The organism is Eubacterium sp. CAG:161 (assembly GCF_000432355.1).
Taxonomy (GTDB): domain Bacteria; phylum Bacillota; class Clostridia; order Lachnospirales; family Lachnospiraceae; genus Eubacterium_G; species Eubacterium_G segne.
Window position 1 is genome coordinate 18,363 of the sequence record NZ_HF991856.1, and the last position, 22,206, is coordinate 40,568.

At 33.7% G+C, this 22,206-nt stretch carries 18 protein-coding genes and 1 pseudogene; 3 read left to right on the top strand and 16 right to left on the bottom strand.

The window, feature by feature from the left end; translation table 11 throughout:
• The 13 genes and pseudogenes from Q5O30_RS03370 to Q5O30_RS03430 form a co-directional block, all read right to left on the bottom strand.
• Positions 1–425 (bottom strand): annotated as a pseudogene (locus tag Q5O30_RS03370) (MmgE/PrpD family protein); the annotation flags it as partial.
• A gap of 14 nt (positions 426–439) precedes the next feature.
• The gene (locus Q5O30_RS03375; RefSeq protein WP_021952349.1) at positions 440–1,885 is read right to left on the bottom strand and encodes a lipopolysaccharide biosynthesis protein; all 1,446 of its coding nucleotides are present in this window, start codon (positions 1,883–1,885) and stop codon (positions 440–442) included.
• A 14-nt stretch (positions 1,886–1,899) separates the two neighbouring features.
• The gene (locus tag Q5O30_RS03380) at positions 1,900–2,841 is read right to left on the bottom strand and encodes a glycosyltransferase (RefSeq protein WP_021952350.1); all 942 of its coding nucleotides are present in this window, start codon (positions 2,839–2,841) and stop codon (positions 1,900–1,902) included.
• On the bottom strand, positions 2,834–3,931 hold the full coding sequence (locus Q5O30_RS03385) for an acyltransferase family protein (RefSeq protein WP_021952351.1): 1,098 nt from the start codon (positions 3,929–3,931) through the stop codon (positions 2,834–2,836). The genes Q5O30_RS03380 and Q5O30_RS03385 overlap by 8 nt, the downstream gene beginning before the upstream one ends.
• 2 nt (positions 3,932–3,933) lie before the next feature.
• A complete protein-coding gene (locus Q5O30_RS03390; protein WP_302674559.1) occupies positions 3,934–5,166 on the bottom strand; it encodes an O-antigen ligase family protein in 1,233 nt (410 codons plus the stop codon).
• 92 nt (positions 5,167–5,258) lie between these two features.
• Entirely contained in the window at positions 5,259–6,146 is an 888-nt protein-coding gene (locus Q5O30_RS03395; protein ID WP_021952353.1) for a glycosyltransferase, read from the bottom strand.
• A 20-nt stretch (positions 6,147–6,166) separates the two neighbouring features.
• On the bottom strand, positions 6,167–7,297 hold the full coding sequence (locus Q5O30_RS03400) for a glycosyltransferase (protein WP_021952354.1): 1,131 nt from the start codon (positions 7,295–7,297) through the stop codon (positions 6,167–6,169).
• A gap of 11 nt (positions 7,298–7,308) precedes the next feature.
• Positions 7,309–8,649 (bottom strand): glycosyltransferase, encoded by a 1,341-nt coding sequence (locus Q5O30_RS03405; RefSeq protein WP_021952355.1) that lies wholly within the window; start codon positions 8,647–8,649, stop codon positions 7,309–7,311.
• Between the two features lies 1 nt (position 8,650).
• A complete protein-coding gene (locus Q5O30_RS03410; protein ID WP_021952356.1) occupies positions 8,651–9,775 on the bottom strand; it encodes a hypothetical protein in 1,125 nt (374 codons plus the stop codon).
• A gap of 10 nt (positions 9,776–9,785) precedes the next feature.
• Positions 9,786–11,147 carry a hypothetical protein gene (locus Q5O30_RS03415; RefSeq protein WP_021952357.1) on the bottom strand — a complete coding sequence of 454 codons (1,362 nt, stop codon included), beginning with the start codon at positions 11,145–11,147 and terminating at the stop codon, positions 9,786–9,788.
• A 9-nt stretch (positions 11,148–11,156) separates the two neighbouring features.
• Positions 11,157–11,951: a glycosyltransferase family 32 protein gene (locus Q5O30_RS03420; protein WP_021952358.1), complete on the bottom strand. Its 795-nt coding sequence runs from the start codon at positions 11,949–11,951 to the stop codon at positions 11,157–11,159.
• Between the two features lie 43 nt (positions 11,952–11,994).
• Complete coding sequence (cps2T, locus tag Q5O30_RS03425; protein WP_302674553.1) at positions 11,995–13,218, bottom strand: beta 1-4 rhamnosyltransferase Cps2T; 1,224 nt, start codon at positions 13,216–13,218, stop codon at positions 11,995–11,997.
• 11 nt (positions 13,219–13,229) lie between these two features.
• Positions 13,230–14,675, bottom strand: a complete 1,446-nt coding sequence (locus Q5O30_RS03430; RefSeq protein WP_021952360.1) for a sugar transferase — start codon at positions 14,673–14,675, stop codon at positions 13,230–13,232.
• Positions 14,676–14,899: 224 nt separating this feature from the next.
• Here Q5O30_RS03430 and Q5O30_RS03435 point away from each other — a divergent pair, with 224 nt between their 5' ends.
• The 3 genes from Q5O30_RS03435 to Q5O30_RS03445 all read left to right on the top strand — a co-directional run bounded on the left by Q5O30_RS03435 (position 14,900) and on the right by Q5O30_RS03445 (position 16,915).
• Positions 14,900–15,310 carry a hypothetical protein gene (locus Q5O30_RS03435; protein ID WP_021952361.1) on the top strand — a complete coding sequence of 137 codons (411 nt, stop codon included), beginning with the start codon at positions 14,900–14,902 and terminating at the stop codon, positions 15,308–15,310.
• Between the two features lies 1 nt (position 15,311).
• The gene (locus Q5O30_RS03440; RefSeq protein WP_021952362.1) at positions 15,312–16,142 is read left to right on the top strand and encodes a DUF5685 family protein; all 831 of its coding nucleotides are present in this window, start codon (positions 15,312–15,314) and stop codon (positions 16,140–16,142) included.
• A gap of 80 nt (positions 16,143–16,222) precedes the next feature.
• Positions 16,223–16,915, top strand: a complete 693-nt coding sequence (locus Q5O30_RS03445; protein WP_021952363.1) for a J domain-containing protein — start codon at positions 16,223–16,225, stop codon at positions 16,913–16,915.
• A gap of 68 nt (positions 16,916–16,983) precedes the next feature.
• On the opposite strand, the gene Q5O30_RS03450 is transcribed toward Q5O30_RS03445, so the two are convergent.
• Genes Q5O30_RS03450 through mfd form a run of 3 tightly spaced genes read right to left on the bottom strand, consistent with a single transcriptional unit; the run spans position 16,984 to position 22,203 of the window.
• Entirely contained in the window at positions 16,984–18,027 is a 1,044-nt protein-coding gene (locus Q5O30_RS03450; RefSeq protein WP_021952364.1) for a D-alanyl-D-alanine carboxypeptidase family protein, read from the bottom strand.
• Positions 18,024–18,668 (bottom strand): hypothetical protein, encoded by a 645-nt coding sequence (locus Q5O30_RS03455; RefSeq protein WP_021952365.1) that lies wholly within the window; start codon positions 18,666–18,668, stop codon positions 18,024–18,026. The genes Q5O30_RS03450 and Q5O30_RS03455 overlap by 4 nt, the downstream gene beginning before the upstream one ends.
• A 37-nt stretch (positions 18,669–18,705) precedes the next feature.
• Positions 18,706–22,203, bottom strand: coding sequence for a transcription-repair coupling factor (mfd, locus tag Q5O30_RS03460; RefSeq protein WP_021952366.1), 3,498 nt, complete (start codon positions 22,201–22,203; stop codon positions 18,706–18,708).
• Positions 22,204–22,206: the final 3 nt, after the last annotated feature.

Consider the following 22,206-nt stretch of genomic DNA (forward strand, 5'->3'; position numbering starts at 1 on the left):
TGCGGCTGAATAGCCCCTGCCAGTCTGACAGCTGCCTCATATCCTATTATAGCACTATTAAATATTTCATGCATTGATGCATTCATATTTTCTCCAACACTTATCAGAGATGAAAAAATAGGTGCTGCCAAATGCATCATTGCATACCTATGTCCATCATCAAGTTCAAGCACATGTGCGTTATAGGCATTTATCAAAATTGCATTATTTAATGGTACTTTCTCAGAACAGCCAATGATACTGTATTTTCCCTTTTCCTGTTGTATATAAGCAAACATTTTTTCCTTCTGACTTTTCATTCCTCCCATAGCTACTGCTATGTAATCTGAAAAGCATTTTTTCGCCTGTTCTAAATCCTTATCCTGCATTTTTTTCTGTGATAATTCATAAATTCTATCTAAAAATTCCTGTGAAATATTTGTCATTAATTTCGCTCCTCTTATTTTTTACCCATGTTTTTTAATGTATTTGCCACATAATAAAAACTTTCAAATTTAAATATTCTAGAACCACCAATATACACTATTGCTCCCAGCATAACCTGAATAATAAATTCCAAAATATCATTTAATTTTAAATAGTTTACAGTGTATACACATACTCCCATAACGCATGACAACAAAATATATGGCATTATATCTTTTAGCTGTTCTAAGTAACAATAATTTAACAATTTTTTATTTGGCCATGAATTTATTATCTGGCTTATTACGCTTGTAAACAAGAGACTATATGCCATTGCCAATGGACCAAACCACATTGTGGATAAAAGTACAACAATGCCCACTACTTTTTTTATGATTTCCAGCTTTAAAAACAAATCACTTCGTCCCATTGCTTTAATTGCATTTAAATTAGCTGTATGTATTGGATAAAAAGCATAAGAAATACAAAATATCCTCAGATACGGAACACATTGTGCCCACTTATTTGTAAGTAATATATCCACTACCGTTTCGGAGGTGAACGCCAATCCAATCATTATTGGCCACATTATATAACTACTTGTCTTTATTGCACGTCTGGTCATTGTTTTTACTCTGTTACGATCATCCTGTTGTGATGACATCGCTGGAAACAAAACACTATCTATTGATGTATTTATGTTATTTATTACAGTATAAGGTAACTGTTTTCCTCTATTGTAATACCCCAAATCCGACGTTGTGTATAATTTTCCTATTATTAACTGCCTTATATTATTGTATACAGTGTCAATTAATGCTGATGCTAATATCTTCCATCCAAAAGAAATCAATCCCTTTAAACGCTTAAAAGAAAAACACCTTTTAGGTCTCCATTTTACAGTAAACCAAAGAACCAGCGTATCAATTACTTTATTAACTAAATCCTGTGCCACAAGTGCCCATACACCATAGCCCTTATAAGCCATGGCAATTCCAACAACTGCTGCGGAAATTGTTCCACCAAGTGTTGCAAAAAAGAAGCGTTTAAACTGCATCGTTCTTGAGACATACGCCTGCTGCACGTTTTTTATTCCCGATATAACAAGAGTTAAACTCATTACTCTTATTACGGCAACCAGTTCACTATCCTTGTAAAATTGGGCAATATATGGTGCAGCAATAAACATCCCCAGGTACAGCACCACGCAAACACCCATATTAAAATAAAACACGCTGGAAAAATCCACATCATCTGCATCTTTTTTTTGTATAAGTGCATTTGCCATACCACTGTCCACAAAAATTTGCAATATTGTAGTAAACACCGTTACTAAAGCTATTGTTCCATATAATTGTGGTGCTATCAGTCTTGCAAGCACTATTTGTACAATGAAATTTACACCTTGCGCCCCACATCTCTCTAAAAATCTCCAAAACAATCCTGACATTGTTTTGTTTCGTAAATTATTCTCAACCATTATTTCAACCGTTATTAAACCCAGAGTGTTTTATGTAATATATGATGTCTTATCCAATGAATTACATATAATCTAAATGCCCTACCTTTATGAGAAATTTTCTTCAAATATCCCCTGCTTTGTTTTAAGCTACATTGCTTTGTTGACACTCCATTAATTAAATTTCTCAAATAAAGTAGTTCTCCGTATTTAATTCCATCTATTAATTTATTTTTTTTTGAATATTCTATCAATGACAGATTCCACTCTTCTGCCTTTTTAAAATCATACTTATAATTCGCAGTATAACTTGTCCCACCTCTATATACAAACCTATAAGCACTCATTTTTTCCTGCATACAATATATTTTACCATTAAGAGTCATTGCAAAATAAACCAATCTATCTCCCGGACGTAATCCCTTATTAAAAAAGGATATATCCATACTATCATCTTTAATATAATTTCTACACATCATAGTTGTAAGCTGTCCCGGCATTATTTCGCTGACAAAATGTTTTATTGTATACTCATTATCCTTACACTCAGGATAGCCTTTGTCTATCGGCTTTGAATCTTTATCTACCACCAGGCAATTATGTGCAACCGCCACATAATCCGGATTATTTTCAAGAAATTCTATCTGGCGTTCAATTTTATTTTCATCCAGCCAATAATCATCTCCTTCTAAAGCGATAATATATTTTCCCACACATCTTCTTTTCAAATCACCTGCGTTGTTAGGATGTTTTCCATTCATGTTTTCTGTTCTATAAAACATCTGAAATTTTCCCGGATATTTTCTCTCATATTCTCTTAATACCACTCTGGTTCCATCTGTTGAACAGTCTTCACCAACTAATACCTCATATGAATATTTAGTTTTCTGCTTTAATATACTATCTAATGCCTGACCGATGTATTTTTCATGATTGTACGTTGCAACATATATACTCAACATAATGTTATTATCCATGGTATTTGCTTCTCCTGAGAATTCTTCTAGTCAATTTTTCAAATCTTTCACCTTTTCCAAACAAAAACAAAAAGTCATCAAACCTTTTCCCTATCTCTATAATTCCTATTGTTACTATCCACTCCACAACAAAAAGTACTTCTCTTTTCTGCAAAACAGATGTATTCATCATATAATAACTGCCCCATATTGCCTTCATAACAACCGGTTGCACAAAAATGTAATGTACAACCATTATATACAATGAATTTCTTCCCAAATAACTTATAGGTTTTGTCAAAATCCCTATCCATTTAAATTCACATAGGAATATTACGATAAGGCACTCTGACAATGTGTAAAAAATCTTATATACTTCCACATTTAAATTATATAGTATCACACCTACTATCAAACATACTATTCCTATAATTACATTCACTCCATTACCTTTGTCTAATTTAGATAACAGCTTATTTGTTAAATAACCTAAGAGTATGTATGCACATCCCACCACGATTCTGTTAACAAATCTTATCTCCTCTGACAATATTTTTGTGGCTGTGTTAACAATGTTTATCTCTATTCTATCTACAAACAAAATGTATACTGCAAACGCTATAAAACAAACAACGCCAAGAATTACTAATGCTTTCTTCTTTGCATATGCTTTATTTATGCATAGCATCAGAAATAGATTAGCTATCAAAATAACCGGTAAAAACCATAACGTACCTATACCGGTTAAAGATACTGCACAATAAATATTTCTAAGAAGCAATTCCTTTCCCTGATACACATCACTTATAAAATTGTTTCCTAAAACCGTACCTATAATGCACTGGTAAATAATTGCCAACAAGCTTAGTACTATGTATGGGATTCCTAATACAACTATCTTTTTTGTTACTGCTATTCTATTATAATTAGTTTTACTACTGTATGCATAAACCCATCCGGCAGCAAAGAAAAATGCGTTTAACAAAAAAGCTCCCAAATAATCAAAAAATGCCTCTGGTTTAATATAATTAGATGTTATCGTGTGATAAAACACAACTAAAAATATACTTATACCTTTGATTACATCAATGCCCAAAACTCTCTTTTTCATAATTATCTCCTAAATAACCTTTCATTAGAATATGAAAAACTTTGCCTTAATCTACAACTATTCCAGCCAATAACTATTGCCCACACTGCAAATGTTCCGCTTCCAACAAGTCCTCTTATAACATACATAGTTACTATCATCATTATGTTCATAATAAGCATTTCACCATAGACTTCTACTTCATATCTATTTTGTACCTGCTTTCTGAACACTCTCAATGGATACAGTAGCCAAATAAACAAACTTACAAGAGCAAATAACCCTCCCTTTACGAGTAATGTGTAAAATCCATTATGTAATAACGGCGTACTGTCATCTGTAAGACCATAAACCTTTTTATGAAGTTCCGGCAATGATTTCAATTTTATTTTTACTCCCATTCCCTGACCAAATAATTCTTCCCATGTTTCCACATTTTTCCACTGTTCCATTGCATTTTTGTTTTCGTATCCTCTCCAATTGCTACTTATACTAGCTTCATCTTCAAATTTATTGTCACTTGATATTTCCGTAAATGAATTTTCTACTTTTTCCACAAAAGGCGTTGTAACATCATCCGGCAGTATCAGGAAAGTCAAGAATACCAATATTGCTCCAATTGCAAAAGATACTATTAAATTAACAAACAGACGTTGTTTTTTATTTTCTTTAATAATGGAAACTGCATATGCAACCAGTATTCCTATAATCAGGCACAAAATCTGTGTTCTTCCTAAAGAAATAAGAACCGTAACAAATGCCACTATCATGCATATTCTATCCTTGTTTTTTCCATAAATAGACTGCTTATTTAATATACATTCATAAAAAAGCAAAACGGAAAACATCAGTATATCCATTATATTTTTGTTAAAAACATCTCTCAAAGAACCTAACGTTGATATTTCGCCTATTTTTAGCACTAATTTTATCCAGTCACTAACTAATAATACCATACAGGACAGGTATATCGTTTTTATCATTGATTTTCCCTTTTCATACCTACATGCATAATACGCAACTACTACAATCACTATATTATTTATAACATAGAATGTACCCTTTACAAATTCTGCTATATCATTAACAAAAATACCATAAAAAAACATAATAATGATGGATATGAAATACAAAGTAAAACCCGGTATTTCAGGTAAAACAATTTTTTTATACAGCATAAAAAGAGTAACAATCAAAGCCATATATGCCATAACCTGTTGCTCATTTTTTATAAACATATTTATAAGAAATATCATCACCACTGTCCATGATATTTCATTTTTCCAACTTGTGTTAATTTTAATTGTGGGTTGAAACATTTTATTTTTGTTCCCTTCGCTTTTTATTTTTATCTTATGAAGCTTATAATTTTGGACAATATAATATAATTAAAGCATCCTATTCTGTAGGTTACTCCATTAAATATTTTTTTAATTTTATTAATTCTAAGATATTTATTTAAATACACGCACCTACTATCATATGCAATATCTAATCTTTTCCTTATTGATTTTATATTTTTTGAAACAGATACCGAATGATGATGAAGGTAACTTTTAGTATTCAAAATATAGCTCTGACATTTGTTTTCTTTCAGCTTGTATGCAAGTATATTTTCTTCATTGTATAGAAATGTATCCTCGTCAAAAAATCCAACTTTTTCAAATGTTTCCATAGCTACCATAAAGAATGAGCCATGTATTACATCAACTTTGCTGTACTCTCCCTGAAAATAATCATAATCATAATTATATTTTTTGCATTTTAATATACTGCTTAGTACAATTAAATTATCTAATATACAGGACTTATATCGTGGCAGCTTCCATGCCGTTTTAATGTCAATGTCTGATGTTGTTTTCATTTGACATGATACACATCCCACATTTTCTCCGGCAGTTTCTAATTCTTTATGAAGCCCTTGCAATGAACTTATTACACTGTCATCAAACTCCACATCCGGGTTTGAAATAAACACGTACTTCGGTGAGTATTTGTCCATGGCATATTTAACTCCAAAGTTGTTTCCATATGCATATCCGCCGTTTTTTTCCGTTTTAATAACGTCTGTTTTTTCACTTTCAAATGCACAAAGTTTCTCAAAGGAATTATCCGTAGAACAATTATCTACCACAATTAACTTATCAATACTTTCAATATGTATTGTGTTATTCAGAAACTTTTCAATTGTATTGTAATCATTGTAGTTTAAAACTACTAATACATTTTCTATCATCTGCCAATTCCTGATACCTGCTAACCAAATATCTTGTCCATTTTCTTTTTGTAACAGTCATAAGAATAATTTTCATCATACTGTACAATAGCATTTTTCTGCATTTCAAATATATCATCTGCACTTAATTTGCATATTTCGTCTGCCACCTGATTTATTATACCATGATTATAATTTATTCCAATATTCTTTTCCCTTACCATGTTCCAGGTATCGCTTTTGCAGCAATTAATTAAAGCCAATCCGTTAGACATATACTCCATGCTCTTATAAGATAATGCAATTGCCACATTTTCTTTAAAGCCATTGAAGCCGAAATGACATTTTTTCATTACTTCTTCCTTAACTGCATCATCGTATATACGTCCCATAAAGTTATACGTTATTTTCTTATCCTGCAATTCCTTTAAAAGCCATTCTTTTCTCGGGCCGTCTCCAATAATAAATAGCTCAACATCCTTCTTTTCTTTTATTAAGGATAACATTTTTACCAGACCTTCAAAATCATAGTTTCCTGTTAATGCCCCCAAATAAAGAATGTTTAACTTGTCATTGGGTACAACTTCTGTCCGCTCTACCTTTTTGTTGCTCTTGCACAACGGCACCACTTTCTTTTTTTCATCTTCTTTTATGCCTAATAATTCAAAATAATATTTACATGATCCAATAAAGCAGTCGCATTTTTTCATGGCATAATTTCTCATATGGGACCACCACCAGAATCCTAAAACATTAGCCACTTTTTTTACATTTTTGTTAAAGGGAATTGTCTCCGGATACAAATCGTAAATATCTGATACCAAATATACATTTTTCAGTTTTTTAGATAAAACATATGCCGTTGAATTAGGAGGCCCTACAACATATATAATATCCGCAACACGGTTTTTTAATAATTTTGCCACATCAAAAGCAAACTTCACCGCCGAAATCATTCTTGTTAAAGACATATTCTTTTTGTAGGGAATTACTTCTATTTCCCTGACACCCTCAAGATTATATTTAACTTTTTTCTTGGAATTATGGTCATAATTTCCACATAACGCCTCTACTTCGTATCCTTTTTCCTTAAAATAATTGTAAACCGTATAGCAACGGTCTGTGTCCCGTAAATTTAAATAATATGAAACAATTAATATTTTTTTATTCATTTCCTTCACCTTTATCTGTATATACCATTAATTATATCCTGCACATGCCTTTCAATTAAAGGTACTTCAAACATATTTAGTACATTATTTTTCATTTTTTCTATCTTTTCCGGATGATTTAAAAGTTCTTTTAGTTCCGTTTTTATCTTTTCAATATGATAATCACATATAATTCCGGTTTTGTCAGGGCACACTAAATCTTTCGCCCCAACTTTATCTGTAACCATTACCGGCACTCCGTAACTTAATGCCTCTAAAACCGTAAAGCCATAAGATACATCACGTAATGCTACAACCAAATCTGCCTCATTCATCACCTTATCAAGCTCCTCGTACTTAAATGAAGGCTTATTATTAATATATGGCGCCATATTTTCACCGCCATTATAGACAGTTAGCTGAAAGTTTCTTATTCCTTCCTGATACAACTGATTTAATGCTTCCTTAAGGACATAAAAGCCTTTATATTCCGCAATTGGTCCTAAATAAGATATTTTTACAACATTATTTTCTATTGTTTTTGTGTACTTCTTTTTATTATCTTTAATTTCCCCGTGAGTTATATTACACACGATTCCTTTGTCAACATTTATATAATTTCTAAAAACATCCCTCATGTATGTGCTGTTAAAGTGAATGGTGGATATTTTTTCAAAATACCTGATATATCCTTCTCTTAATTTCCGGTAATTTTCACTATAAATCTTATCCGCTTTTTGTAATTCCTTTAATCCGCTTTCATTTACAAAAATTTTGTTCTTTTTGTATTTTCTTAGAACTCCAAGTATTTTAGTATTTTTTATGTTTCTGTATACCGGGCTTTGTAAAAGTTTCATTTTTTTAATAGACAAAGCATTTTCACAACAGGTGTAACAACCTTTGCATTCAAAATTTTTCTCACATATTTCGTTGTTAAAGAACAATGTTGTTTTAGGACATATTCCAAAAAAATCATGAGTCGTATAAACGGTTTTTATTTTTAATTTATTTGCTGTTTCTAAGAAGCCAATGTGCATTCCCATTAAAGTATGAATGTGTATTACATTAGGCTTTTCCCTATTTAAAAATTCTACATATACCTTTGTGTCTACATTTTTTTGAAATCCGTCAAAATCTCTGATTCCGTATATCTGTGGCAAATATTCAGGATTTTCAAGTTCAAAACTTTTTATTCCCTGAAAGGCTTTACCCTGTTTAATTTTTATTGACGAACCATTTAAAACCCGTCCCGGCCAAAGCATTCCCACATCATGTCCCTGTCTTACCTGTTCTGTAGCAATATCTATTGCATATTTTGTCAGTCCACCTCTTGCATATGGTGGGAATCCTAGTGAATAATGTAATATCTTCAATTTAATCCTCTTCTTGCAATAACTTTTTTATTAACTCTATTCTAAACTTTAACTGACCTTTTCTTGTATCTGTGTTTTTGTCATCCCTCTTCAGATAAAAGACTATAATATAAAGCAAATATGATACAAACAGCATGTTAGGTGTATTACAGTAATTATACAGTTTACTCTTGTATTTTTTATACACCCTAAAAGTTTCCTGTATGTTCATATCGTTAAACATTATACTTTTCTGACAAATATAATGAAAAAAATCAAAAAACGGTGTTGCTGTTTTTATACAATATTCAAAGTCAAAGGCATACACCTCTTTATTCTTTATGCATGTATTCTTTGGTGTAAAATCCCCATGGGCGAAACTATAATAAAAATCACTGTTTTTTAAAAAACTTTCTGTTTTTCTTATAGCATACATAATACTGTCTTCTTCACCAAATAAAGTTTCTTCTTTCGCACAATGTTTTAAAAACATAACCGGTTCATACATATCACTGTTTTCAAAACTAATTTTCACTTTAGTTTTTTCGTACATATCAGCAATAAATCTCCAGTGTTTATCCAAAAACCGGTAGCAACTTCTGTTATCTTCTGCAACATTTTCCTGTATAAAAATATCCCAACTGCCTTTTTTTGCAATTCCAATGCCTGCGGGTATATTTCTCACATTTTTTCCCTTTAAAAATTTCAGGGCAGTTAATTCTTTTTCAAATGAATCTTTAACTGTTTTTTCTTCTGATATTTTCATGTAGAAAAAAGTTTTATCTTTGTTAAATACCTGTATGACAGCCTTGTGGTTTTGAACAGATTCTTTCAGGTTTCCATAATATACGGAACATTCATATTTATCTTTGCAATATTTTTCTATTATGTCTTTGATTCCGTCATTTATCTTAAGGTACTTAGGTGTACACTTGCATATTTTTCTTGCAGGTATCACGTCCCTTAAGACCGGGAAAAAAATCTTTACCAATTTTGCCTTAAAATTAGATGCCTGAAGTATTCCAAAACCGTATTTCATGTTTTTTTCGGGAATAATCCATGTTTTATTTCCATTATCTATTAAATAGTATTTTTCGCCATAAACATCTTCAGAGAATATTTCAGCATATAATTTATTCTGTGCCATTGCAGCTCCTCTAATATTCCAAACAATTATCAAACACAATTTTCAACATTCCATTACTTATTGTATCAACATCATCTTCTGCATTTAGATAATATATTTTTTTGTAATACTTTTTCAACCTTTCATATTCCGCTGACTGTCTGTTAATTTCTTCAATGGTCAATTCTTTTTTTCTGTTATATATAACCTGTGGCTTTGCCTTTAACACAAATGTAATTTTAGGCTTAGGCGTTAATGCCACAAAAAATCGTCTCACAAAATATGGAAGGTTAATTTTGCTTCGTTTAGGGTCTACAATAAGGTCGTAACTATATCTGTCAAAAACCGAATATCTGTCATAATGTACATCTCTTCTTACTTTTTTTCTCCAGCCAACTATATAATCAAAAGAATAGTAACATATTCTAATAAATGAACCTTTAGGCTTTGCCTGTTCTAATTTTTTCCTTTCCTGTGCATAATCTTCTTCTAAATTCTGTTCCTCTTTTTTCTTCCCGAAAACATCCTTTAAATTAGGAATTATTCCCGGTCTGAAATGATACAGATTGCACTTATTTTCACATATATAATAATAATTTATTTTTTCTATAACTTTATCAATAACTGTGGATTTTCCCGTACCATCCGGTGCAATAACACAAAATGTTCTGGAAAACTTTCTATAGCGAAAAAGTATTCTATGTATTTTTTCCAGCACAAATTCCATTCTGCCTGCTAAAACCTTAACAGGCTTTTTCTTAGTTAAAGAAAATATTATATTTTTGCTTATTTTTCTGTATTCCTTAAATAGTACATCGATTCTGTCTTCTTTTATGGCTTTCTCAATATATCTGCCATAGTTTCCCCACATCCTGCGTGACATTTCTTCTAAAAAAAACTCTTTATCATTTCTTATAAGATTAATTATTTTTTTAGAATATTCTTCTTTCAGTTGCAACTTTTTCTGACCTGTCACCTTCATTATATATAGCCAAAATGCCTCGTATTGGGGTTGCAGCACCGTAAGATTATTGTAGCTTATTGTATTTTTATATAGTCTGCTAAAATCCTCTAATTCAATCCCCTTTATGCTTAAACCTTCTATTATATCTATGTGTATTGCCGTTTTTTGTTTCAGGCTCATTCCATGACAACATATCATTGCCCCTGTCCTAAACTCGTCGTAATATTCCAACCCGGCACCATTCATTATTTGTTTTAACAATGTATGTGCCTGTTTAATTTTTTCCGGCTCAATTACTATATCCACATCTTTTGACTGATTATCAAAAGGCAATCCCTGATAATTTCTCAAAATAAAGTAGCGTATATTGTTGTCATTTAATTTTTTAACATATTCTACCAGTATTTCACCGCACTTTCGGTTCCACATATACTTCTCCTACTTTAATATGTTTCTAATTTTTATTTCTATCTTTCTTGTTGCCTTACTTCCAAAAATTGAAATCAATACTTTTTTTGCCTTTTGTAATAATGGTCTGAAAAAGGATATCCATATTTTGCTGTTGCCACGTTTTTTCTCTCTTGCACTCATCCAACTGTTATCACAATAATGAATAGCTACTGTCTGCTCTGTAGTTCTAAACACCCCTTCTCCTAACTTTTTAGGGTAAAAATATTCCCTTGGATATATGTCTATGCCTGACACCTTTTGTTTCTCCCCACCTAACACAAGTCCCTCTTCCACCATAATTTCAGTGAGAAGTGACACATTTGCCACGGTATCCATAGCTCCATTTTTTGAAAGAAACGGATTATTTTCATAATAATCCAGCATTTTTTTTGCAATTATACTGTGTTTCTTTAGACTTATAACTGCGGTTCCTAAATACTTTCTTCTTTCAAACCCCATAAATTCTTTTCCTGCCTCAATATCACTAAACTTCTTCAAAAATTCTACATCAAGGTCAAGATATATTCCTCCATACTCATATAAAACCTTCATTCTGACATAGTCACTAACAAAAGCATATTTTCCTTTGTCATACGCCTGTGCAGCATAATCACAGCTGTAAATATCAAAATTATCCTCTGTCCACACTATAAATTGGTATCCAGGGAAGAATCTCTTATTATTTTCCAAAAAATCCACGTACCTTTGTGGCATTTTTTCTTTTCCAAACCAACAACAATGAACTATTTTACCATTTTCAATCATATGATTCATTCTTTTCATTTCAAAAAGACCAGAATGTAATTCTGGTCTGTTCTATATCCTATTATTTTCTAAACAACTTCTGATATTTTTCAGTTATGTATTCCCAGTTGTAAAAATTATCAATTCGTTTTTTAGCTTTGTTACCTATAGTCTCTATCTCATTTTCACTCATATTATCTGTTTTGTCTATTAAAGCTGCCAAATCCCCGTCATCTAAACTCCAATATTTAGCTCCGTCTTCTGCCACTTCCCTGTTAAATATAACATCAAATAAGAGGTTTACATCTGTAAGACCTAATGCCTCAAGAAGACTTGGATTTGTTCCACCAACAGAATGTCCGTGAATGTATGCAAAGGCATTTTCCCTTATTTTCTTTAATAATGGCTGGTCATAAACCGTGCCTACAAACTTAATTCGCCTGTCCTTATTAAAACCTGTACTTTTCAGGAGTCCATCGTAGAAAACATTATTTTGATAATCCGTTACAATCACCAAATCTTTCTTCGTTTTCGACTTCATAAACTCCCTTATAATTGCCTCAAAGTTGTTTTCCGGCACAAACCGTCCCACAACCACATAGTAGTTTTTAAACTTTACGTTAAACCTTGAAAACCACTCCTTTACCTTGCTGTCATCATCTGCCAAAGTTGACTTAGATGTTTCTGCACCGTAGGCGATAAATGTGGTTTTTGGATTATACTTTTTGTAATCTTCCTTTATGTAATTTTCAATGCCTATGCTGTCGCAAATAAGCAAATCAGCATTTTTAACCATAAGACGCTCTGATATTTTCCAGTATTTTCTAACGGGAGCACTCCATTTGGCACGCTTCCACTCATGTCCATCCGGGTTTACATAAAGTTGCCCACCAAGTTCATGTATCTGCCTTTTAAACTTTCCAATAAAAGGCCCTATCCTGCAGGCAAGCACATAAATAACAGGCTCCTTAAGATTATATTTTTTGATATAGTCAATACTGTATTTTATAGCATCAACATCATAAAATATAGCTTTTTGAGGTCCGCCCATACGCTGTTTTATGTCAAAACAATGTGCACCGTTATACTCATATTCAGTATTATTTTCATCATATTCACTATCATCTAATATTCTTGAAACATGATACTGAATACTCTCATCTTTGGTATATTCCGTTAATTTATCTACAAAGGTTTCAAATCCGCCATATCTGGTAGGAATACCTTTACATCCCACAATAAATATATGTCTTTTGGATGTGTCTGTAAAATTACTATTCATTACAGCTCCCATTCTCTTATTCATAATTTAATATTTTATACTGAACCTCTCCTTGCAATTACTACCACGACTGTTTTTAAAATAATCTTTATGTCAAGTCCGATAGTCCAGTTTTTTATGTATTCGTTGTCTAACTTAACAACTTCTTCAAAATCCGTAAAATCGCTTCTGCCACTTACCTGCCAGATTCCTGTAAGCCCCGGCTTAGCAGCCAGTCTGCTTTTATGATGTAGCTCATACTTCTCGTACTCATCCATTGTTGGCGGTCTGGTTCCTACTAAACTCATGTCGCCTTTAAGGATACTCCAGAAATTTGGAAACTCGTCTAAAGACGAAGCTCTCAAGAAATGACCTAAACCTTTTCTCTTTCCGTCCGGTCCGCTTCCTATAATTCTAGGGTCTGCATCTATTTTAAACATAAGACCACTCATTTTATTTTTATCCATAAGTTCCTTCTTACGTTCTTCAGCATCTGAATACATTGAACGGAATTTGTATATTTTAAACTTTCTGCCGTTCTTTCCAACCCTTTCCTGTCCAAAAAATACAGGACCTTTAGGGTCAGCAATTTTAATTGCCGGTGCGATAAAAATAAACAATATCGCTGTTATGAGACAGCCCACAATGCCGGCACATATATCCAGCGCCCTCTTTAAGAAAATCTCATAAGGCTGCACCGTCTTCATACTTGTTGTTAAAACATTAACTGCATTAATTCTGCCAAAATATACATTAGGAAGTCCCTGTGTAAACATATTCATCTTAACATGCACTGTTACTCCCATTTCCAAAAACTTATTTGTGACCCGCTCGATTTCATCCTGTCTGCCCGGGTCCATACATATAAGTACATCATCTATTACGTTATGACAAACATATTCATATACGTCTTTACCATACGCCACTACCGGTATTCCCATAATTTCACTACACTTTGATTCCGGCTCCACAATGGCTATTCCCACAACATCATAGGTTTTATCATGACCGTCTTTTATAAGATTAACCGAATCCACAGCCATTTCCTCATTGACTAACACCAAAATTTTTACTCTGTTATACTTAGACAGTCCCTCATTATCATTAATAATTTTTTTCAAAATTATATGCACCATATACATAACTATGGTATTAATACAAAAATAGCTTATAAATGTCAATCTCGAATACTGTATACTTAACTGCATAACAAACAAATAGCTGAAAACCACTGCTATCATTTCCAAATTATATATAAATACCTTTTGAAATTCTCCGAAATATCCACGTTTCAAAATTCCTGAGTACCAATTTGAAAAATATGTTATACAAAAATGCAAAACCATTATCATAATCATTATCATTCGATAATCTTTTATTTCGTATACATTTGCAATTCCGTGTCTTAACCAATATGCAAGATTAAATGTTATGTTTAAGCATATCAAATCGGCCAGAATAAAGTCAAAATGCTTTATCCAGCTGCTTTTTTTTATATGCATATATGTACCCTCCCAAGTTTACCCCAATATCAAGTTATATTTGCCACATTTTTCGACCTAATATCGTTTTTATTTTATCTTATTATCTACTAATTGTAAATATGGAATATTTGTAAACTTTTGTGACTTATGTGTTAAATATGCCCCATGATTATTGATTTTGCCTTTTAGAATTGGTAATTTGTATATTATGAATTGTTATTTGTTCTGAAAGGAGTTTTGTTATGAACTTTAGAAATAAATTTTCCAATTTTATGTATGGCAGATACGGCATTGACCAGTTATCAAGATTTATACTTGGTGTAACATTTGTTCTTTGCATTCTTTCCTTTTTCACAAAAGGTGCAGTAAATTCCGTATTAAGCCTTTTTATATTTGCTTCTATTGTTCTTCTTTACTTTAGAATGTTTTCGAGAAACATATATAAGCGTGCAGCTGAAAACGAAAAGTATTTAAGAATAATTTCTAAAATTAAATTTAATAAAAATTTCAGTAAAGAAGCCAGAGAGCAGAGAAAATATTATAAATTTTTCAAGTGTCCCGGCTGCGGTCAGAAAATCCGTATTCCCAAGGGACACGGCAAAATCGAAATCCGCTGTCCTAAATGCAACAATAAATTTATAAGAAGAAGTTAATATGTTTGGATATGTTGTTGTAAATAAACCGGAATTAAAAATTAAAGAATTTAACATTTACAAAGGTTATTATTGTGGACTATGCCGGTCATTAAAGAAACGATATGGATTAATGGGACAGCTTACCCTAACCTATGACATGACTTTTTTAAGTATGCTTTTAACGGCACTTTATGAACCGGAAATTTTTGATGAAATGCACAGATGCATTGCACATCCCACAAAAAAGCGCCGCATGATATCTTCTAAATATACAGATTATGTGGCAGATATGAACATTATCTTGTCCTATTACAAGTCTATGGATGACTGGAAGGATGACTGGAATGTTATTAAGCTTTTATTTGCCAAACTAATTAAATCAGGAAAAAATGATTACCTGGAAAAATCCCAGGCTATAGCTTCATTGCTTAACGAGCTCGGTACCCGCGAAAAAAATAATGAGACAGGCATTGATGTTATGGCAGGGATTTTCGGTAAAATTATGGCAATTTTGTTTGTTCCACAAAAAGACCGCTGGAGCGATACGCTGTCACGTATGGGATTTTTCCTTGGAAAATTTATTTATATTTTAGACGCATATGATGATTTAGAAAAGGACATTAAAAAAAATTCCTACAATCCTTTTAAGGAAATTTGCCAAAATCCCGGTTTTGATGATAGAATAAAGCAGATGCTTACTATGATGATGGCTGAATGTTCCAAAGAATTTGAGACCCTGCCTATTCTTGAAAATGCGGAAATACTTCGCAATATTCTCTATGCCGGGGTATGGAACAGATTTAGCACCATCTATAAAGAGAGAACCGGTACAGGCACTGAAAATATATAATTCGTTTACATGGTTATCCTTTATATAACGTAAGTTTCATTGTGAAAAAGTTTTAAATTTAACAGATTGAGAGATACAAAATGAACGATCCATATAAGGTTCTTGGCATAGACCCAAGTGCCACAGATGATGAAGTTAAAACAGCATATAGAAAGTTAAGCAGAAAATATCACCCGGATGCTAATATTAACAATCCCAACAAGGATAAAGCTGAAGAAATGTTTAAGCTTGTAGGTCAGGCATACGACCAGATTATGAATGAGCGTAAAAACGGATATTCCGGTGGTTCCGGAAGCTACTCCGGTGGTGGATATAACGGTAACCCTTACGGTCAGTATAATGGCAATCCTTTTGGAGGCTTTGGTGGTTTTGGTGGCTTTGATGATTTCGGCGGTTCCTATGGAAGAAATACCGGATACAGTCAGGATGATTCATATTATTCTGCCGCTTCTAATTATATAAACAACGGCAGATTTAATGAAGCATTAAACGTACTTAATAACATAAATGACCGAAATGCCCGTTGGTATTTCCTCAGTGCCATTGCCAATAATGGTGTAGGAAATAATGTTATTGCCCTTGACATGGCAAAGACAGCCCTTCAAATGGAACCAAATAATGCCACATATCAGCGTCTGGTTCAGACCTTGGAAAGTGGTGGGCAATGGTACAATCAGAGACAATACTCATATGGCGGTGACCCGGATAACATGTTTTGTTGTTCCGATCCATGTACTGCGTTATGTCTTATGAATTTATGTTGCAGATGCTAAATGATATTACGTAATTATGGGGCATATCACATTCAGTGCGACAGCCCCTATTTATTAAAACATCTTATTTACTCCAATCCATATTTCAACATTTTTTTCGCATCATTCCACCGCTGCTCGTCTGTATTGTCGTTAAGTACCACGCTGACACATTCCTTATCACCCTTTTTCCCAACTGACACAAGACATTTTCCTGCCAATCCGGTACTTCCTGTTTTCAATCCCTGACAATATTCGTAATAGAAACTTCCATGTTTATTTAACAGTGCATTAGTAGAAGTCCATGTTTTACTAAGTGTATCTGAATATGCAGAACTTTTACCACATATATCTGCAATAACTGAATTACTGTATGCCTCAATGGCTATCTTAGATAAATCCGTTGCTGTGGTATATTGATCATCATCGTCGTATCCGTCAGGAGATGTGAAATGGGTATTTTCCAATTCCATGTCCCTTACATTTCTGTTCATTTCCAATACAAAACGCTGTACGCACTGCTGGGAAGTAAAGGTCTTTCCTTCATTGGCAATATTATCCTCAAAAATTTCCTGACCTGCCGCCTTTGCCAAAACATATGCAGCATCATTTCCTGATGAAATTAAAAGTCCCTGCAACAGTTCCTTTACTGTTACCACCTGTCCTCTGGAAAAACCTGCCTTGCTGGAATCAGAAGCAATAAAGGTTATTTCATCCCCTATTGTAACTACATCATTAACGTTCATAATTTGCAAAACCGTAAGTGCCGTCATTAACTTTGTGGTACTTGCCGGGTACATATGCTTATTTTCGTTTTTAGCATAAAGAACATTATTTGATTTTATGTCAACCAATATTGCTGACTGTGCACTAATATTTTCACTAAAGGAACTGCTTTTGGTTTCCTTATAATTAACCGGATGAAGGCTATAATCCGTCCATGGATTTTTTTCTGTAATTACATAATTATCATGTATAAAATCCTGAACCACAACTTCCTTTTGAGCTGCCTCCATTACCGGATTTCCATTTTTCTTTTTTTCCTTACCTGTATTAAATGCATAATTTACAGTGCAAACAATAAGTAAAACTGCCATGGTTGCACTGATTACGCAAGTCAATCGACTTTTCACTTTGCATCCTCCAATGTAAATATATGTTCATTAAAATTAATTTCATCCCAACTTGCTCCTGCCGTAACAGTATTTGCTTTTTTCCACTTTTTATACATATTATCGGCAGCATTGTCGTCAGAGGAATTAACGTTACTTTCAACTCTCTGTTGAATTTTCTGTTTTTCAAAAACCTCTATAAGCCGCTGTCTTTTAATATCAATTTTTTTAACAAGACCACTATCAGATTCTTCAAAAAATTCATTAACAGCTGCTTTTACATTGTCCTCGTCACTGTCAGAAAGCTGGACATCGTATTTTTTTGCCAGAGAACAAAAATATTCCCTGCGGCAAATATCATCCAGTACAATGCTCTTTACTCCCTCCTGCCAGGAAACGCCTTTCTTCATGTCGCTTTTCCAGTCTATATTTTTGTTTTCCGAAATATAGTAAGCCTCATATGTTGCCTGGGCCGTGTAAGCATAGTATCTTACTTCATCTGTTAAAACTCCAATACCACCTGCATTTATGGCAACTTCACTGTTTGACGACAAATCAACCTGACCTGCGGTAGTTTCCTGATTGCCTTTGTCCTTACTGCAACCTGTCAGCGTCAGGGTAAATACCACTGCTAACATTAAAACAACTGCTAATTTTTTCATATAATCTCCATTCTGCACCTTTATGGCGACTTTACTGCTAAACAAGTGTGGACATGGATTCTACCAGTTTTCCTGCCCTTCCAATTACATTGTCATCATCAGGCTTTGGTGAATAAACAAAGTACGGTGTATCACCGGTAACAAACTTAAGTCTGCCTTTGTACTCCCTTACAAGAATCGGTATTCTCTCAACATCTATTTTGGCCTGATTCCACATCATTATTTTCATTTTGTCTTTAGTTCCACTGATTTCCGTAATGTAAACCTTGTGAGCCGCTGCCTTAAGCAAAACAACCTGTAACAGATTTTCAACCTGAGACGGTATATCCCCAAACCTATCAATAAGTTCGTCCTGCATATCCTCGTACTCTTCGTCAGTTTCAATTCCTGCAATTCTCTTATATATATCCATTTTAAGAGTTTCATTCTTAATATAAGATGCAGGAACAAAAGCATCACACATTAAATCAATCTTAGTTTCAAAGTCTTCTTCCGGTGTTTCACCCTTTAATACCTCAATAGCCTGATTTAGCATTTTACAGTACAAATCATATCCCACTGCCTCTAAATGTCCGCTTTGCTGGGCACCTAGAAGATTTCCTGTTCCTCTGATTTCCAAATCTCTCATGGCAATTTTCACCCCGGAACCTAACTCTGTAAAGTCTCTTATGGCACCAAGACGTTTTTCAGCCACTTCCGTAAGCATTTTATTTCTGCTATACATTAAAAATGCATATGCCATACGGTTTGAACGTCCCACACGGCCTCTTAACTGATAAAGCTGTGACAACCCCATACGCTCCGCATCGTGAATAATAATGGTGTTGGCATTTGGAATATCCAGACCCGTTTCAATAATTGTGGTACTTACAAGTACATCAATGTCTCCATTAACAAAGTCATACATAATTTCTTCTAGCTGCCGCTCACTCATTTGTCCGTGGGCAAATGCCACATTGGCATCCGGCACCATGTTTTGAACACTTGCCGCCATATCTGCAATATCCTGAACCCGGTTGTGAACAAAATAAACCTGTCCTCCTCTTGCCAGTTCACGGTTAATTGCGTCCCTTGCAATCTCCTCATTATATTCCATTACAAAGGTCTGAATAGGCATTCTGTCCTGAGGAGGTTCCTCCATAACACACATATCTCTTATGCCAATAAGGCTCATATGAAGGGTTCTTGGAATTGGCGTTGCCGTTAATGTAATAACATCAACGTTATTTTTCAGTTCCTTTATCTGTTCCTTATGCTTTACGCCAAATCTCTGCTCCTCGTCAATAATCAAAAGACCCAAATCCTTAAATTTAACATCCTTAGATAAAAGTCTGTGAGTTCCTATTACTATATCCACATATCCCTTTTTTAAATCTCTTATATTCTGGTCTATGTTTGATTTTGTTCTAAATCTTGAAAGCATTTCCACCCTTACCGGGAAATCCTTAAATCTTTGTTTAAATGTTTTATAATGCTGCTGTGCCAGCACTGTTGTTGGCACTAAATACGCCACCTGCTTGTTATCCTGTATTGCCTTAAATGCCGCTCTAATGGCAATTTCCGTTTTCCCAAAGCCAACGTCACCGCATATAAGACGGTCCATGATTTTGGTGCTTTCCATGTCTTTTTTAACTTCATTTATGGCATTTAACTGATCATCCGTTTCCTCAAAAGGAAACATTTCCTCAAATTCCTTTTGCCACTCTGTATCCGGCGAAAATGCATATCCCTGACCATTTTGTCTTATAGCATAAAGTTCCACCAGTTCCTTGGCAATTTCTGCAACAGCCTTCTTAACCTTTGACTTTGTTTTGTTCCATTCCTGACCGCCAAGACGGTTAAGCTTTGGCTTCTTTGCCTCGCTGTCGGCATATTTTTGAATCATATCAAGCTGAGTCGCCAATATATATAAATTACTTCCACCTGCATACTCTATCTTTATATAGTCCTTTACCACATGGTCTACTTCCACCTTTTCAATTCCCCGGTATATTCCCAGTCCATGGTTTTCGTGTACCACGTAATCCCCTATATTTAAATCAGAAAAGCTGGATATATTACTTCCTGAATATCCATGTTTTTTTCTGCGCTTTTTCTTCCGTTCTCCGAAGATATCCGTATCGGAAATGGCAACAAATTTCACCATGGGATATGTAAATCCCTTTCTAAGCCTTCCGGATATAATCATTACTTCTCCGGGATTTACCTCTCTTGTGTCATCCTTTTCATAAAATGCACTAATTCCAAAATCCCGCAAATCCTCTGCCAAACGCTGTCCCCTTGTAGCAGATGTGGTTACCAGCAAAACGCTATATTTCTGCTTTTTGTATCTTTTAAGATCCTCTACAAGCATCTCAAATTTGTTATTATAAGGACTTATGTTTCTTGCATCTACTTCCACAAAATCTTCTGTATCAAATACTGAAACCTTTTGTGCAATGGCAGTAAATACCACCTTTGTATATGAATTTATTTTATCTGTTATTCTCTCTTTGTTCCAAAGTACATCTGTCTGCCCCGGGAGAACGTAGCCCTTCTCCAGCCTGTTAGTCATGCTGTCCTTAAACTCCCCGTTAACTGCATTTAACTGCTCTAACACACGCTTTGGTTCATCAATAAAAAATATAGGGTTATCAAAATATTCCAAAAGACTTGTAAGGCTGTCAGAAAAATAGTTTACATAACTATCTATAGATACTCCAAAAGGATTTATTTCCATATTTGTTATAAACTCTTCCACTGTAGTTTTAAGTCTATGGGCTTCCTCTGTTTTAAACTTCTTTCTAAACTTCTCTACTGTTTTGTTTAATTCTAACTTAATTTTATCAAGTCCTGCCTTTATCTCTTCCTCTGTAAAGAAATATTCTGTGGCAGGATATATCTTTATACTTTCAAGATTCTCTATTGAACGCTGGTTTTCTATTTCAAAACTCTTTATTATGTCAACCTCGTCATCCCAAAAATCTATTCTGTAAGGCACCTCATCTGTTAAGGTATAAATATCAATTATGCTTCCCCTTATAGCAAACTGCCCCGGACTATCCACCTGTTCCACAGCCTCATAACCCATTTTAACCAGTTTCTTTTTAAGGGCATCCTGCTCTATTACGCTACCCTCTGATATTTCCAGATAATTGTCTTTTATTTTATCAAGAGGCTGAATTTTGTCCATAAAGGCATCTGCAGTTACAATTACGGTAAAAGGCTTATCTTCTACTATTTTTTCAATAAATTCCAAACGTTGCTGTAAAATAAGATTTCCGTGAACATCAGCACTGAAAAATATGAAATCCTTAGAGGGATACATTACCACATCGTCTGTAAATCCCTTTATATCGTCGTATATTTCCTTTGCTTTTAATGCACTAAAAGTAACGATGACTTTCTGCCTGTAGCCATCGCTTAATCCTGTTATAAAATGTGCAAGCTGGGAGTCACTGCATCCTGTAACCTGACATGTTTTTTTCTGTGACAGACAGTCCCTGACCTGCTCATATTCATTTAATTTTAAAAGAGGATAGTAAAAACTATTCATTCT